Below are 14,837 nucleotides of genomic sequence, written 5' to 3'. Positions count from 1 at the left end.
ATATTTAACTCACCTTGAATATATCGATCGCTCCTGCTAGTGGTCTGCGATCAATTATTCAGCAAACCCTAACTAGACAATAGTCGGAGAGCGATCGCCCTTGAGTTTTCGAGGCAAAGGGGCGATCGCTTTTCCGTTTGTACATTCTGAGTATAGGTCATTCTCCCAACTTAGTCAACTGCCAAACTCAAAAAATTAACCGTAGCGGTTAATTAAAGGAGAGTGAAGGTTGCGGGATGGTAACATCAGCTTGCAAAGTCGTGCCCAGTAGTTGAGAATCACCAGTGATCCGTTGGAAATTAGCAGTTGTGATGGCCGAGCGCAACATCAGCAATAAGGAGTTAGCTGCTTTGATAGGAATGCACCCAACTTCCTTTTCTCGACTCAAAACCCGCCGCCGCCTCACGAGAATTGACGAATCGACTCTCAATGCTCTGTGCAGAGCACTAAACTGCCAACCGGGAGATTTAATGGTGTATGAGGAAGACAATCCCGATCGCACTTAAAAAACCGATTGGGATCGTTAGTAGTAACGTTAACAGCGACGCACCCTACAGATTCGATCGCACAATTTCTACTGCAAAAACGCGAGCAAACTCAGCGACAACGAGCGATCGCACTTGATCGACATCAATTCCGGGGATAAACTGCTCTAAACTGCCAACGGGTCGATCGGGAATCCCGCAAGGTACAATTTGCCCAAAACCTGCGAGATCCGGGCAAACATTTAAAGCAAAACCGTGCATCGTAATCCAGCGGCTGACTTTAATGCCGATCGCACCTACCTTGCACCCATCCACCCAAACCCCAGTCATACCGGGAACCCGCGAACCCTTCAACCCCAAAACTTCCAGCACCCCCAGCAGCACTTCCTCCAACTGCCGCAAATACCAGTGCAAATCTTGTTGGTGACGGCGCAAATTTAAAATCGGATAGCCCACCAATTGTCCCGGACAGTGGTAAGTCACCTCGCCGCCCCGCTCAACTCGGTGCAGTTCCGGCCCAGTTTGACTTGGGTCAAATTTCAGAAATTCCAACTTCGCGCCCTGTCCCAAAGTGTAAACCGGCGGATGTTCCAGCAAAATCAGGACATCTGGTAAATCTGGTTTGTCGCGGCGGTCTTGCACGAGTTTTTGCTGGATTTCCCAAGCTTGGGAGTAGGGAACTTGTCCCCAATTGAGGAGCAAGCAGGGTTGTGCATTTAGTTGTTGAGGGATGAGAGGAGAAACCATGCAAAAAATCAATAGTATTTTTACGGAATATTGGCCTAGCTTAAATCAAGAATTGTCAACATATAATAAAAGATTTGGAAGATAAGTGTTTTCGAGAATACATAGTGCTACTGTATAAAATATACCCAAGTTACAGAAGGGAGGGAGCTCTATGAAGCTTGTTATCCAGGGTAAAAATATAGAAATCACCGATGCGATTCGCGAGTACGTCAATCAAAAGGTGGAAAAGGCAGTTAGCCATTTTCAAACTTTGACGACAGAAGTGGACATACATCTATCGGTGGCTCGTAACCCCAGGATCAATCCTAAGCAGACTGCTGAGGTGACAATTTATGCTAACGGCAGCGTGATTCGGGCTGAGGAAAGCACGGAAAGCCTGTATGCCAGCATAGATTTGGTTGCCGACAAGATAGCTCGTCAACTGCGGAAATTTAAGGAAAAACGTCACGACAACAAGACCCAGAGTAGTGCCAAAACGGTTACGGTAGTTGAGGAACATCCTGTAGTAGCGGATCTGATTGGCGATCGAACTCCCGAACTTCCTGCTGAGGTGGTACGGACTAAGTATTTTGCTATGCCTCCAATGACGGTGCAAGAAGCTTTGGAACAATTGCAGATTATCGATCACGATTTCTATATGTTCCGTAATGCGGAAACAGACGAAATTAACGTACTCTACGAACGAAAGACTCACGGTGGTTATGGAGTGATCCAACCCCGCCACAGCAACGGTAACGGTAATAGCAAAAATGGCAAAACTGCCGAAAGCGCTACATCTGAAAAATCGAGTGTTGCGAAAAGCTAGATAATTGCTGAGTGCTAATTGTTAATGGCTGCAAGTCATTAGCAAAAAAGGACTAAAGTCCTTACTACGAACCACGAGTTTTTAGTAAGGACTTTAGTCCTTTCTTGGTTTTTTAAGATAATGATTCGTAGTCAGGACGTTGCTGATATTGCCTAGAGAAAATGGATGACAAATTATGCTATTGGAGTTAAGACAATTAAAGATTCAACCGGGTCAGCAATTACTGGTTGAGGATGTTAACTGGCAACAATTTGAAAGTATTTTGGCGGAATTAGGAGAACGTCGTGCTTCCCGACTTTCCTATAGTAACGGACGGTTAGAAATTATGGTTCCTCTACCCGAACATGAAAAAGCCAAAGAAATTATTGGTGACATGGTAAAAATTTTGTTGGAAACACGACAAATAGCCTTTGAGTCGTTAGGTTCGACAACGTTGAAAAACGAACGCATGAGTCAGGCTGTCGAACCGGATACCTATTTTTACATTCAAAATCAAGCAGCCGTTATCGGTAAAAATCGCCTCGATATGAGTGTTGATCCGCCCCCAGACTTAGCTATAGAAATTGATCTTACCTCTCGCACGCAGTTGGATAATTATCAAATTCTAGGAGTGCCGGAACTTTGGCGGTACGCACGGCGAGGGCTACAAATCAACGTCTTGCAAGCCGAACAATATATTGAGTCTGATGTGAGTCCCACTTTCCCCAATATCCCGATTGTCCAACTGGTGAATCAGTACACTCAGCAGAGTCAAGTTGCTGGTAGAACCCACGCTATTCAAGCTTTTAAAAATTGGGTACGGGAAAACCTCTAGTCTCAGAACTTTCTTCCTCACTAAAAACCCTTAGTTCGCAGTCAGGAATTTAGTTTTTTCTTGGTTTTTTAGACAATGAGGGATGAGGACTTTCGTCCTCACTACCAACACTATATTTAAGCAAATCCATCTAACTTTTGATGGTTTCTAAAGTTTTGAGTGCTTCTGCAACGTGCGCTTTGAAGTCTAACATGGAGTCAAAAATATGCTTGACAATGCCTTCTTTGTCAATGACATAAGTTACTCTACCAGGCATAATCCACAGGGTAGGTGGAACTCCATATAATTGCCGAACTTTGTTACCAGTATCGCTCAGCAGTGTAAAGGGTAGCTGATATTTGGCAGAAAATTGCTGGTGCGATTGTTGCGAATCTTCGCTAATTCCTATGACTTCTGCACCTGCGTCTTTGAAGACTTCGTAGCTATCTCGAAAAGCGCAAGCTTGGGTGGTGCATCCGGGTGTGTCGTCTTTGGGGTAAAAGTAGACTATGACGTTTTTTTTACCTTTAAAATCTTTGAGGCTGACTGATGTGCCAGTTTGAGATGGTAAGGTAAAATCGGGTGCGGTGTCTCCTACTTTGACGGTCATGTTTTTTTTAACTTAGTAGAGCTGTTTGCGTGAAAATTTAACTTTTGTTATTGTACAGTTTTTTGTGACCAATAGTTCGCAGTTGCGATCGCCCAATTCGACAGCCTCCGATTTTTGCTTTCTCGCACTCAAACAAAAAAACCCTTTTGACAACATCGGAATGATGTCGGCAATTCACAGTTACGCGGATTAATTCGAGAGGCTTTTTTGAACCGCAGATGCACGGGGATTAACGCAGATTGTTATTGAAAATTGGAGGGGCGGGGCTGAATCGTTAACACAAAGTTAGTTGTTATCGGCCTTTAGTTAAATTTTTTAATTCCCGCCAGATTGGAGGAATTTGACCGGAGTGTGTGCGGGGCTGGGTGAGGATTCCTTGAGTCGGACTGAACAGCAAGGATAGCACAAAGAATCCAGATGCAACTAAAACTATTGCGGGCCCGGATGGCAAGTTATAAAAGTAGCTGAGATACATTCCGCTAATGCTGGAAATAACTCCGATTATTGCGCCTAAAATCATGACTTGGTGCAGGCGAGTGACTAGGAGATAGGCGGTACTTGCGGGTGTAATTAATAGGGACAAGACTAGCACTACGCCAACGGCTTTGAGGCTGGCAACTATGGTGAGGGCGATGAGTACCATCAATCCGAAGTTGAGCAGGTTTACTGGCAAACCTGTGGCTTGCGCTCCTAATGGATCGAATGTGTAAAATAGCAGTTCTTTGTAAAAGACTACTACAACTAATAAGACTACGGCGACTATGACGGCTGTGTCGATCGCATCTTCAGCCGTAACGCCGAGGATATTGCCGAAAAGAAAGTGGTTGAGGTCGATTTTGTTGTCTTTTTGGACGATCGTAATTAAGGTGATGCCGAGGGCGAAGAATGCCGAAAATACGATGCCCATTGCGGCGTCTTCTTTGATTGTCGATCGAGCTTTGATCCAAGCTATGATTACTGTACTCAAAACTCCGGCAATGAAGGCGCCGATAAAGATATTTGCTCCCAGGATAAATGCGATCGCCAATCCGGGCAAAACCGAGTGGCTGATGGCGTCTCCGAGCAAGGCCAGCCGCTGTACCATTAGGTAGCTGCCGACGATCGCGCAGACGATGCCGACGAGAATGGCAATTATGAGCGATCGCTGCATGAATCCGTACTGCAACGGCTCAATTAAGGTTTGTATCATAAAATTATAAAATCACAGTTAACGAATGACTAACAATCAAAGCAACCGGGTTTAATGGGAGATTGATCGTTGCCAAACCCAATATTACCCAAGAAACTGGCTTCAAAACCGTAACTCGTAGATTAATGACTGTTAGCTAATTAAGCGGCTTGTCCGGCAAAAAACATTACTTGTCCGCCGTAGGCGCGGTAAAGGTTTTCTTGGGTTAGCACTTCTTGGCGGGAACCAGCGGCAATCAGTTCTGTATTGAGCAAAATTAAATCGTCAAAATTGGTAATTGATTCGCCTAAGTCGTGGTTGACTACTAAGACGATTTTCCCGGCATTTGCTAGCTGGTGGAATATCTCAAAAATGATATTTTGAGTTTTTTGGTCAACGCCGACAAACGGCTCGTCAAAGCAGAAAATAGCGGCTTCTTGGGCTAATGCTCTCGCTAGAAATACTCGCTGTTGCTGTCCGCCGGAAAGTTGTCCGATCGGTCTGTCTTTGTAAGTAGTCATGCCTACTCTTTCTAAGGCATCGGCAGCGGTGCGGCGGCTAGCTGCGGAGAAGCGGCGAAACCATCCGGCTTTTCTGACTCTTCCCATCATCACGACATCCCAAACGGTGGCGGGATAGTTCCAGTCAATTTGCGATCGCTGGGGCACGTAGGCTACTGTTTCGAGTCGATCGGCGATCGCTTCCTCGCCCCAGGTAACTGTGCCGCGATTTGCCGGAATTAAGCCCAACATTGCTTTAATCAGCGTGCTTTTGCCGGCACCGTTGGGCCCAATAATACCCGTCAGCCTTCCCGGTTTGACGGAAAGATTGATATCTCTGAGTGCCTCTACCGTGCGGTAGTTTACTGCTAAGTGCTTAACAGCGATAATTTCAGTGTCGGTAGCGCTGTCTTTGAGGTGGCAAACCATTTTAGACCAAGGATTCTCGTTGGGGAAGGTGGCGGTATTCATTGCGGTGACTCTATCTCCTTTTTATTAAGTTTACTGTAAAAATGAAAAGAATATGAAATCATCGGTAAATAGGAATAATCGGGAACGCACCAGAGGTAGATAATGCGACAGTCCAAGCTGGAAACCCCTCAAACCATAGGTTTTGTGGCAAAAATGTCAAGTAGGTTAAAACTCATATCTTCCACAATTCTCAATAACCGGCAAGATGCCTGTTCCACAAAGAATGAGTTTTCTTGTGGGGTGGGCATCCTGCCCGCCCAGACAAGGGTTATTGAGAATGGTGTCAGATGTGAATTAAAAGCGACGGCAATTGTGAAGCAATCCTATAAAGGAGAGTTTAGCAGTGAGTCGGGGATTGAAACCTCCCGCCCTGGATTGAACAAGTCCAAAGTATTTTTTATCAGAACTATTGCCTGCGGCATTTTGACTTTGGGCTTATTTAGTTGTACTCAAACCCAGGGCGATCGCCTCTCTCCACAGGCAGATGCTAAACCCAAGGTAGTTGCTACCAGCACAATTATTGAGGATTTGACCGATCGAGTAGCGGGCGGCGAAGTTCAGCTAACAGGAATTTTGCAGCCTGGAACCGATCCTCACGTTTACGAACCGGTGCCAAAAGATTCTCAAGCTTTAGAACAAGCTAACTTAATTTTATATAACGGTTACAATTTGGAACCGGGATTAATTAGGATGATGAATGCCGCCGGAATTAAGGCACGGAAATTAGCAGTGGGGGAAGTTGTCAAGCCTTTGCTACTGAATAAAGAAGGCAATACCGTACCCGATCCGCACGTTTGGGGAAATGTGGAAAATGTAGTTCAAATGGTGGAAGCAATTCGGGATGCGCTAATCGAACTATCGCCGGAAGATCGGGAGAAGTTTACGCAGAATGCTGTGAAACTTACTGAAGAGTTAAAACGTTTGGATAGTTGGATCGAACAAGAGATTAAAACCATCCCCGAAAATAAGCGCGCATTAGTAACAACTCACGATGCTTTTCAATATTACAGCCGCGCCTACGGATTGGGAAGTGCGGGAAGTTTGATCGGGATTAGTACGGAGGAACAGCCAAGCGCTCAAACGGTGCAGAAGTTAGTAGAATCGGTGAAAGCTGCGGGAGTACCTGCTATTTTTGCCGAGACTACAATTAACCCGCAACTGATTAGAACAGTGGCGGAGGAAGCGGGGGTGAAATTGGCGGCGCAGCAACTTTATTCGGATTCGATTGGGGCGCCCGGAAGCGAGGGCGATTCTTATGTGAAAATGATGTCTGCTAATACTCGCACCATCGTCGAAGCTTTGGGGGGAAAATACACGCCGTTTGAAGTTAGCAAGTAGCAAGTATGGTGCCCCGGAAGAGTTTTATTTTCTCTGGGGGGTGACAGCTAGCTGACGCAGCCTACAAGTTTCAGTAGGCTTGCATTGCATAAGTCTTTGATTGGTACAGAAACCGCAGATGCAAGGCAGATAAACACAGATAAACGCAGATTATTGAAGGAATTGAAAGCTTGGGAATGCAAGAGGTCTAGTTTATCTGGTTCGACAAAATTAAATTGAGCACGTTCAATTCGTTGGAACTTAAAAGATATTTATCTGTGAAAATCTTTTCTCGACTTTGCTCTAAACTGTAGCTTCTAAACACGATAAATGGGAAGTCTCGATACTTGTGTCCGATCGGCATTACACTATCTACAGGGTAGATCGATCGCACATAAGCCGACAAAATATCCCGAAACCGCCTATCTTCCGGTTCTTCCAGCCTGCTGTCAGCAAAATACTCTTTCATTTCCTCAGCGCTGACAAAAGCAAACAGCGGTATGGCATAATAGCGATCGAACTGCTGACTCTGCTCTTCAAAATACTGAGTTTTCTCCACATCGCTGTTGAGAAACTGCAAAAGCTCGATCGCACCTCCTGTAATGGCCGATATTACATTCTCCGGGGACGAATCGCTATCCCTAATTAGACGCATTTTGTGCAGCAACTTCTTTTCTAGACATTCCTTGATTTCTCGATGAAGCCGTATCTGGTATGTTTCTACCAAAGTGCGATCGGCTAGAGGTACGATCAACAAACTACCGCAAACATGACCGAGTTCTAAATTATCATAGCTCAACAAACCATCCAGCGGATTACACTTCTCCAAAAACTTACGATTAAAATCCTCCCGCATTTCCAGATAGGAATCGCCCTTTTTACGAGACTTATCAGAATTTGTCAAAACAAACTCCCCGCGACCCAAAAGCTGTTCCAGGCTCGTATAAACCTCCTTAAACAACATATTTCCTCGCTGGCTCTCGCTCTTTAATGTTTTAATTAGAGCCGCCATTTTGCTGCTAAAAGTATCCCCGACTGCGGAAACCGACTTACCGCCGATGGGAATCATCAAAAACTTTTCCCTACCTAAATAACCGTATCCCGAAATCCGCGTCATCACCGCCGTCTTCAGAATTAGCAATAAATTCAACAAACTCAATTTGCTTTCTTGCAGGGAAAGTGCCGCATCATCAGCGTAATAAACTGCGGTATCAGATAGGTAAAAAACCAATTCTTTGTCTTCACCATCAAGGGTTTTACCGTTGTCATATTCTCCGCGTCCCCGATAAATCACCTGTATGACTTCCATCAGATTTTTCTCAATCTGGAAGTGAGCAATATCAACTAAAATATGCTTAGTTTTCGGGAAAGAAAGTCCACGACTTCCCGATGCAGTCATAAAGATTACTTTAGCTGTATTTTTGTATTCCTGTATTTTTTCTTTCTCATCTTCCGAGATATTCGCGTGAATTTCCAGATAATCGGTGAAAGGCTCAAAAATTTCGCGACTATCTTTAATTTTTTCAATTAATTCGGCTAATCTTTGCTTGTTTTGAATATATACTATAATTTGTTCCACACCGGGGATGGCTAATCGGTGGTTGATATCCTCAATTATTTCAGACTGTACCCGCTTTACTAAATTAGTATTCTGTTTTAAAGGCGCATTTTCACTGTATTTAACAGTTTCGACAAATACCTTATAAGTTATCTCTAAACTGCGCGCCGGGTAGGAATTCGCATTAATCACCTTTGCAGCTAGATTGTTAAATTTAAAAGGAATAACTTGTAAAGGTTGAATTTCTTCCGAATCTTTCGCTAACTTTTTAAAATAGATTTTGTCCGGTTCCGGTGACGTGTTATCAAGGTGTTGTTTAATGACATCAGTGTCAACTATCGAAGCATCTGCGACAATAATTTTAGTATTAAAGCCATGTTCCCGCTTGTGTAACTCATGTTTTTTGACAATCTTGGCAATTCCGGCTAAAAACTCAACGCCACCATCATCTCCCGTAATTTCATCTATCATAATGAAAATATGTTTGATGCGACTGGATATTTCTTGCATCTTAGCGGGAATGACCCGTTTGTCCCGTTTATTGTAAGTATCTTGAAATATTTTTTCTAAATGCTCTAGGGTATTTTGTCGGTTTTCTTTCATCTTCACCGATTGAATAGAAACGGTAGCTACGATATTACTAGATACCCGCTCATTTATCAGCGCGTATATACCTTCGCAAATGCTCTTGAGCACTCCATTTCCTTTGGAATTAACGGGTTTAATTACTGTTTCTCCCTTTTTTTCAAGTTCTGATTGATGATATTCCGTCCTCTTAATTTCTGAATCATCCTTGAGGAAGCGAACAGTTTTTTTTGTCAAATCTTCGCGATATTTATTCGATGCGTACTTGACGGTACAGTGTCCTGAATTGCTTTTGATGATATCGGCGTTAGTGTTGATACAAAATAATCGATCGTCGCACAGCAAACGAGTATTTTCATCTTTGAATTTTTCGATAATATCCAAGTTTACTTGCTTGCGGGGACTGACGTATAGGAATAAGAAACCGTCGTCGATATGGCTTTTGAGGAATTTGGCGATCGCAGTTGTTTTCCCAATTCCCGGATTCCCCGTCAAAAAGATATAAGTTTCATCAGATTGAAGCGCTTTCACAATCAATTCAGCGTGAGCATTTCGCAGGTCTAATCCGCGAGAAATTTGCAAGTCATCTGCCAGTTTATCTGATATAATATCTATGGAATTAACAAAATCGTCTATCCGTTCTGTATGAGGTACAGGTTCAGTAACATTTTTTCCAATTCCCAACAAAGAATCAACAAACTTTCGGCCGTCTTTGAAACTGCGAGCCGCGTTGAGTTGAATAACCTTTAAAACTTCGGTGCGAGCATCGCTAATCTCTTTACCTTTCGCTTCATTCTGGTAAATTTGGGAACAAGTTGCTAATAAGTTAATTTTGTCCTGGCGTAGGGAAATAGCGCTAATATTGCGATCGCCATAACCAACCACATTAAACAAAACCTCAGCATCACTTGAAATTATACCAGTTTGTTGTAGAAATCCATAGAAACTGTGAGCGTAGCTACCAGCCTGAATCAGCTTAGCGCTTTCCTTATCCTTATACTTAAAAGCTGTAAAAAAGCGTTTTAAATCCTCCGAGAAATCCACACCTAAAGTGCTGGTATCCATCCGCAGATTAGAAAACACGCTTTTCGATCGCAAATAGCTAATTTCCCTCATCAAATATTTTCGTATCACCTCTATTTCATTGATATCCTCCGGTTTTGGAGCTAGCGTCGGAGAAAACACAGACAAATCAACGCAGAGAATTCTAAAATCATTTCCATACTGTAACAGCATCAGCGTATCAGCCTGCAAAAACTCACCCTTTTTCGAGTAGCAGCGGATGTACGAGTTAATCTCATCATCTGATAAACTAAGTTTGGCAGTTTTTAACTGAGACAATAACTCTTTAAACGCTTCTTTATCACCCTTGTTATAGGTTCTGATACTGTTAGCATCACTAAAACTGCACTGACAATACACTATTTTCAACCGCTGCAAATTCCAGCCAGTAGATTTCACGTACTCCCGGAAAAAATTCAACCCACCCAAAAAGCCTTTTTGGACAAAGAACAAACTCCATTTTTCAACGATTTCAGCATCTAAACTAGCCAGGAGATTCGCTTCTCTAACGATTTCCGCCGTCATCTTCGGCAATTTGAGCCTCTGCAAATCCAGACGGTAGGCATCACCAAAATTGTGACTTAAATTTTCCCCCTGAATATATGCGAGAATCCCGATATTGAAGCCTACCTCAAACAGCCGCCCAAAATCTTCACTTATCATAATTGTGTACTTCCCTTAGTGACATTTAATACTTCTCTTACCTTATTCAAAAAAGCCAGGGAGTTAAACTCAGCATTCCCGCGCGGATGACTAAACACAGATACAGCACCAACGGATTCATCGCCGATAATCTGCTCGTAGGGGTCAAGTTTAAAACTCAGATCTTTTTTGCGAGCTTCATAGCGATAAAAGTGAAAAATTGTTAAATAATGTAGCAAAGTATCTTTAATTGCACCGTCGTAAATTAACCCTTGGTGAAGGTCTTGATCGTCCAGAATACCGTCGTATATATGCAACAAAGTAGAGTAGGAAATCACACCGTTATAAAAGTTTTTTTCCTCCTTTACCTTAAGCCCGTTAAACAAGTTAAAAAACATCACAGCTTGTTGACTGGTATCTGCAAACAAGCTCGAAAGCTCCATAGCATCCTGAATGTAAAAAGGTTTTCCCTTATCACCTAGGAAACTGCGGACATAGTATTTATCAAAAAACATCGGATAAATTTTGATATCTCGTCGCTCTCCTTTCAAAGTTCGGAGCAATTTTTTTGACATAAAAGACAATTCCTCGTCTTCCTCAGTCTTTGTAATATGCAGCGTACTCATGTAAGGTGCTTGCGAAATATATGCGAAATTCCGATATCCTTGCTGATAAAGCTGACTCATTGCATCTTCAAGGATTAACGGCTCAGTATAAAGGCGGCTGACACTGTAATTTTCGGAAAAAGTTTTCAGCACTTTGACTTCAATTGCATCATCTTCGAGGCGATTAATCCCGATAGCTTCTCCGATTAAACTAGCTGTTCTTTGGAAGCGGTTTTTATTACTTTTTTTAGCATCACTGTCGCGACTGGAAACAACAATGATTGCTAAATTATCCAACTCTGGAGATAACTTCACATTGTTAAATTTAAACCTTTTCGGTAGAATTGAATACATTGAACTCAAACCGTTATGAACTTTGTAACTATTGGGATATTCTCTAATACGAAATCCCTGAGAAGTTGAGCGTTGTTTTTCACTCAAAATGTGACATAATGTTTTGGAAACGTTAGCCATAAATTTTTCAGAGACCGAAGGGTGTTTTTCGTCACCTTCATGGAGCCTCACCATCGGAATAAATAAGTTTTTTGCAGTATTTTCGAGTAAAACTCTCAGGCAGATATAAGACAGCAGCAACATGGTAAATTTATACACAAAAGCCGCTGCAGGTAGTAAACCTTTATCACCGCTGTCTAGTCGTTTGTCGTCATAAGGAAACAACACTAATTTTGTTGTTAAAAAATGCTGGTTGTATATTTTTCTAGAACGATCGGCTTTAGGTGCTGAAAGCATTGGCAAAATATCGACACCTTTGATATTGTATTCCATGCTGAAATTTTGGCGTTCATCAGTAGGAAAATAGCGGACATCTTCGATAGTAATATTTATCGGTAGCTGACAGATGGCTGTTTCATCAACACTAGGCTGTTCGACGACAATATAATGTAGTGTCTGCTTGTAATTTCGATCCAGAACTTCATTAAAAAATTTATCATTATTCAAAATATTTTCAATGTCTTCTAACAGACCTATTTTGAGGTTTACGTGTCGCGTTTCTGTACGGGTTGGCAAAATTGTTTGGCGTTCGAGAAAGCCTTTCAGCATTCTTTTAAGATGGTTAATTTTATGTTTAACATTAACCTCCTTAAAGCGTGTAACAAAATTTCGGAAAAGTCTTTTTTTGATTTCCTCATTATCACGATTTAATACATCTTTCATGAGTTGCTCAAAAGCCGGAATAGGATTAAATTCAAGTTCCAATTCTGGGTTGTAATTTTGCGATCCTGGAGTGTGGGGAGATGCAAACACACAGTGATACAAAAATGCTATTTTTAACACTTTGCGGACGAAGGTTTCGGTATTAGCATCTTCGGTAAGTTCTGCTTTGTGTTCTTCACTATCGGGATTTAGCAGATTCAAATGATATTCAAATACGTCCTTTCCACCGCGCGCTTGAACTGGGTTGTCCAATTTTAGTTTGAGACCAAAGATAAATTTACGTTCGTTCCGATGATTGTCCGTGCTTTCTCCCAAGTAACCTTCTACAAGAGGAATAATTGGCAGCGCATCTAAAAATTCCGAGCGCGCAAAAATTTCTCTGTAATTAACTCTAACACCAGCATAATTTGCAGCATACTCGCCATCGGCTTTACTGCTGTCGTTGATGTAATCTTCTATCAATCTGAGACGACGAATCAAATCTTTTAAATAGATGATTCCTACAGTATCTGTGCTGCTAGCAGTGATGTGTTCCAGCAGATACTCCAAATAAGTAATCTTGGCTTCTTTGTTAATTTTTCCTAGGGTTTCTTTGTCTACCAGTCGGATCAATTTATGAAAATCCGAGTATTCATTATTAACCATCTCATCAAGACGATGGTTAAGTTCTTGCTTATCGTCGCTATTCTCGGCATTTTCCCTAATATAGTTTTCTAAACCCTCCTTTAGCTGTTGTTGAAAAATATCCGTATTTCGTACAGCAATAGTCAATTTATGCAGTTTTAAAGTCCCAGGACTTGCAGATATCTGGCGTTCCAAAGTTAGCTTTTCTTTTTCTAACGAAGTGTGGCGAGTACCAAAATCGTATTTGAGACCTAACTTTTTGCCGTCTCCCTGAAAAGAGGATGAATCTAAAGGACTGATTAAGCTAGCGACAAACTTTTCAATTGAAGTATTGTGTGGGAGCAATTTAGATGCTAAGTGCTGCCGCAAACACTCTTTAATCTGCCTGACTCGATCGCCAAAAAGCTCCTCAACTTCTGGCGGGAAATTGACAGTGGCAGCATCTGCTTGACGTTCAAAGGAACCCAAGGGTGTCCGCACTTGCATTTTTGCAACATCAGCAGCAATGGCATCAATATCGACGATCAGACGGCGGCGGTCATCTGATATATTAAACGGATTGTTTCCCTGCAAAACTTCTAAAATCTTTGCCAGCAAATCGCCATAGTCAACTGGAACTAAATCGCTGTCATCCAATCTTAAGATGTTCACCCTGTTAACCCCTTCAAAAAGCTTGAATCCACTCTTTCACGTCGTACTCAGTCCAAACTCCATTTACCCAATAAGGATCGGCTTCCACCAATTGTCGCACCTGCGCCTCATCTTCAGCTTCGTAAATTGCAAAAACTTTTGTTAAATCTTTCGTTGGCCCGATCGTACTTAACACACCCGATTCCTTCTGCTTAGCCAATCCTGCTAAATGAGCGTCTCGAAAGGGAGTGCGTTTTTCGAGAACGTCTTCGCAGTAACTTCCCCACATCACATATTTGGTCACGGTTTTGAGCCTTGGATAAATTTGTTTAAAAATAATTGTACAATAAGAGTAGCAGGATTTGACGAGTTTTTTTAGGATAAAATTGATTAACCGCAGAGGGCGCAGAGGTCGCTGAGGAAGAGAGGGAAGAAGAGAGAGGTTTGTTAGAAAGAAGGAGGTTACTATGACTTTATTAGATATTCGGCTGCTGACAGTTGAAGAATATGACCGGATGACGGAAATTGGTATTTTTGACGAAGATGAACGGGTAGAATTACTAGCAGGGCAGATAGTAAAGATGGCAGCGAAAGGAACAGCACACGGTGCGGCGATTGCGCGCACGAAGGTATTACTGGATAACCGTTTAGGAGAACAGATTTTGGTGCGGCTGCAAGACCCGGTTCGGATGAATAATTACTCGCAACCTGAACCGGATCTTTCTGTAGTTATACCAGATCCACTTTACTATGAAGACCACCATCCAATTCCTTCAGAAATTTATCTGATTATTGAAGTTGCGGATACTACGCTGAGAACGGATTGCGGGATTAAAGCGAAAATTTATGCTGAGTCGGGAATTACTGATTATTGGGTTTTGGATGTGAATAATCGGCAACTCCACGTTTTTCAAGAACCGAGTCAGGATGGTTATCAAAGTCGGGTGATTCTTGCGGATGGTGATAGTATTTCTCTTTTGCGGTTTCCTGATTGTTCTTTTTTTGTGCGGGAGATGTTGCGGCCCTTGGTGTCAATTTAAGGCTTTTTCCCTGAGTCCG

General features: G+C 42.4%; 13 protein-coding genes. 6 read left to right on the top strand and 7 right to left on the bottom strand.

The window, feature by feature from the left end:
* Nucleotides 1-284 precede the first annotated feature (284 nt).
* Nucleotides 285-506 (top strand): helix-turn-helix transcriptional regulator, encoded by a 222-nt coding sequence (locus QUA34_RS25030; RefSeq protein ID WP_333389786.1) that lies wholly within the window; start codon nucleotides 285-287, stop codon nucleotides 504-506.
* A gap of 45 nt (nucleotides 507-551) precedes the next feature.
* On the opposite strand, the gene lipB is transcribed toward QUA34_RS25030, so the two are convergent.
* The gene (lipB, locus tag QUA34_RS25025; protein ID WP_333389784.1) at nucleotides 552-1,232 is read right to left on the bottom strand and encodes a lipoyl(octanoyl) transferase LipB; all 681 of its coding nucleotides are present in this window, start codon (nucleotides 1,230-1,232) and stop codon (nucleotides 552-554) included.
* A gap of 151 nt (nucleotides 1,233-1,383) precedes the next feature.
* On the opposite strand from lipB, the gene hpf reads away from it, so the two are divergent.
* Nucleotides 1,384-2,037, top strand: a complete 654-nt coding sequence (hpf, locus tag QUA34_RS25020; RefSeq protein WP_333326177.1) for a ribosome hibernation-promoting factor, HPF/YfiA family — start codon at nucleotides 1,384-1,386, stop codon at nucleotides 2,035-2,037.
* A 175-nt stretch (nucleotides 2,038-2,212) separates the two neighbouring features.
* Nucleotides 2,213-2,851, top strand: a complete 639-nt coding sequence (locus QUA34_RS25015) for a Uma2 family endonuclease (RefSeq protein ID WP_333326179.1) — start codon at nucleotides 2,213-2,215, stop codon at nucleotides 2,849-2,851.
* Nucleotides 2,852-2,981: 130 nt separating this feature from the next.
* Here QUA34_RS25015 and QUA34_RS25010 read toward each other — a convergent pair whose 3' ends face one another.
* Nucleotides 2,982-3,440 (bottom strand): peroxiredoxin, encoded by a 459-nt coding sequence (locus QUA34_RS25010; protein ID WP_333326181.1) that lies wholly within the window; start codon nucleotides 3,438-3,440, stop codon nucleotides 2,982-2,984.
* Between the two features lie 64 nt (nucleotides 3,441-3,504).
* Here QUA34_RS25010 and QUA34_RS25005 point away from each other — a divergent pair, with 64 nt between their 5' ends.
* Nucleotides 3,505-3,633 (top strand): hypothetical protein, encoded by a 129-nt coding sequence (locus QUA34_RS25005; protein ID WP_333389782.1) that lies wholly within the window; start codon nucleotides 3,505-3,507, stop codon nucleotides 3,631-3,633.
* A gap of 99 nt (nucleotides 3,634-3,732) precedes the next feature.
* Here QUA34_RS25005 and QUA34_RS25000 read toward each other — a convergent pair whose 3' ends face one another.
* Entirely contained in the window at nucleotides 3,733-4,629 is an 897-nt protein-coding gene (locus QUA34_RS25000) for a metal ABC transporter permease (protein WP_333326183.1), read from the bottom strand.
* A 140-nt stretch (nucleotides 4,630-4,769) separates the two neighbouring features.
* Nucleotides 4,770-5,579, bottom strand: a complete 810-nt coding sequence (locus tag QUA34_RS24995) for a metal ABC transporter ATP-binding protein (RefSeq protein WP_333389780.1) — start codon at nucleotides 5,577-5,579, stop codon at nucleotides 4,770-4,772.
* Nucleotides 5,580-5,681: 102 nt separating this feature from the next.
* Between QUA34_RS24995 and QUA34_RS24990 the strand changes: the two genes are divergently transcribed.
* Nucleotides 5,682-6,917, top strand: a complete 1,236-nt coding sequence (locus QUA34_RS24990; RefSeq protein WP_445242847.1) for a metal ABC transporter substrate-binding protein — start codon at nucleotides 5,682-5,684, stop codon at nucleotides 6,915-6,917.
* A 187-nt stretch (nucleotides 6,918-7,104) separates the two neighbouring features.
* Here the strand turns inward: QUA34_RS24990 and QUA34_RS24985 are convergent, their stop codons facing one another.
* From QUA34_RS24985 to QUA34_RS24975, 3 genes are read right to left on the bottom strand one after another with little or no spacing between them, the layout of a single operon-like run.
* Complete coding sequence (locus tag QUA34_RS24985; RefSeq protein ID WP_333389778.1) at nucleotides 7,105-10,764, bottom strand: helicase-related protein; 3,660 nt, start codon at nucleotides 10,762-10,764, stop codon at nucleotides 7,105-7,107.
* Nucleotides 10,761-13,799, bottom strand: coding sequence for a hypothetical protein (locus tag QUA34_RS24980; RefSeq protein WP_333326190.1), 3,039 nt, complete (start codon nucleotides 13,797-13,799; stop codon nucleotides 10,761-10,763). Before QUA34_RS24980 ends, QUA34_RS24985 begins: the two co-directional genes overlap by 4 nt.
* 13 nt (nucleotides 13,800-13,812) lie before the next feature.
* Complete coding sequence (locus QUA34_RS24975; protein ID WP_333326192.1) at nucleotides 13,813-14,082, bottom strand: YciI family protein; 270 nt, start codon at nucleotides 14,080-14,082, stop codon at nucleotides 13,813-13,815.
* A 163-nt stretch (nucleotides 14,083-14,245) separates the two neighbouring features.
* On the opposite strand from QUA34_RS24975, the gene QUA34_RS24970 reads away from it, so the two are divergent.
* Nucleotides 14,246-14,818: a Uma2 family endonuclease gene (locus QUA34_RS24970; protein ID WP_333389776.1), complete on the top strand. Its 573-nt coding sequence runs from the start codon at nucleotides 14,246-14,248 to the stop codon at nucleotides 14,816-14,818.
* Nucleotides 14,819-14,837: the final 19 nt, after the last annotated feature.

The organism is Microcoleus sp. POL10_C6 (genome assembly GCF_036701585.1).
GTDB lineage: Bacteria > Cyanobacteriota > Cyanobacteriia > Cyanobacteriales > Microcoleaceae > Microcoleus.
The sequence above is the reverse complement of the archived record's forward strand: the minus strand, read 5'-3'. Positions and strand labels throughout refer to the sequence as shown.

Bases quoted from the DNA above. Each gene is read 5' to 3' on its own strand.
- lipB (WP_333389784.1), bottom strand. From the start codon at position 1,232: ATGGTTTCTCCTCTCATCCCTCAACAACTAAATGCACAACCCTGCTTG.
- hpf (WP_333326177.1), top strand. From the start codon at position 1,384: ATGAAGCTTGTTATCCAGGGTAAAAATATAGAAATCACCGATGCGATT.
- QUA34_RS25015 (WP_333326179.1), top strand. From the start codon at position 2,213: ATGCTATTGGAGTTAAGACAATTAAAGATTCAACCGGGTCAGCAATTA.
- QUA34_RS25010 (WP_333326181.1), bottom strand. From the start codon at position 3,440: ATGACCGTCAAAGTAGGAGACACCGCACCCGATTTTACCTTACCATCT.
- QUA34_RS25000 (WP_333326183.1), bottom strand. From the start codon at position 4,629: ATGATACAAACCTTAATTGAGCCGTTGCAGTACGGATTCATGCAGCGA.
- QUA34_RS24995 (WP_333389780.1), bottom strand. From the start codon at position 5,579: ATGAATACCGCCACCTTCCCCAACGAGAATCCTTGGTCTAAAATGGTT.
- QUA34_RS24990 (WP_445242847.1), top strand. From the start codon at position 5,682: ATGCGACAGTCCAAGCTGGAAACCCCTCAAACCATAGGTTTTGTGGCA.
- QUA34_RS24985 (WP_333389778.1), bottom strand. From the start codon at position 10,764: ATGATAAGTGAAGATTTTGGGCGGCTGTTTGAGGTAGGCTTCAATATC.
- QUA34_RS24970 (WP_333389776.1), top strand. From the start codon at position 14,246: ATGACTTTATTAGATATTCGGCTGCTGACAGTTGAAGAATATGACCGG.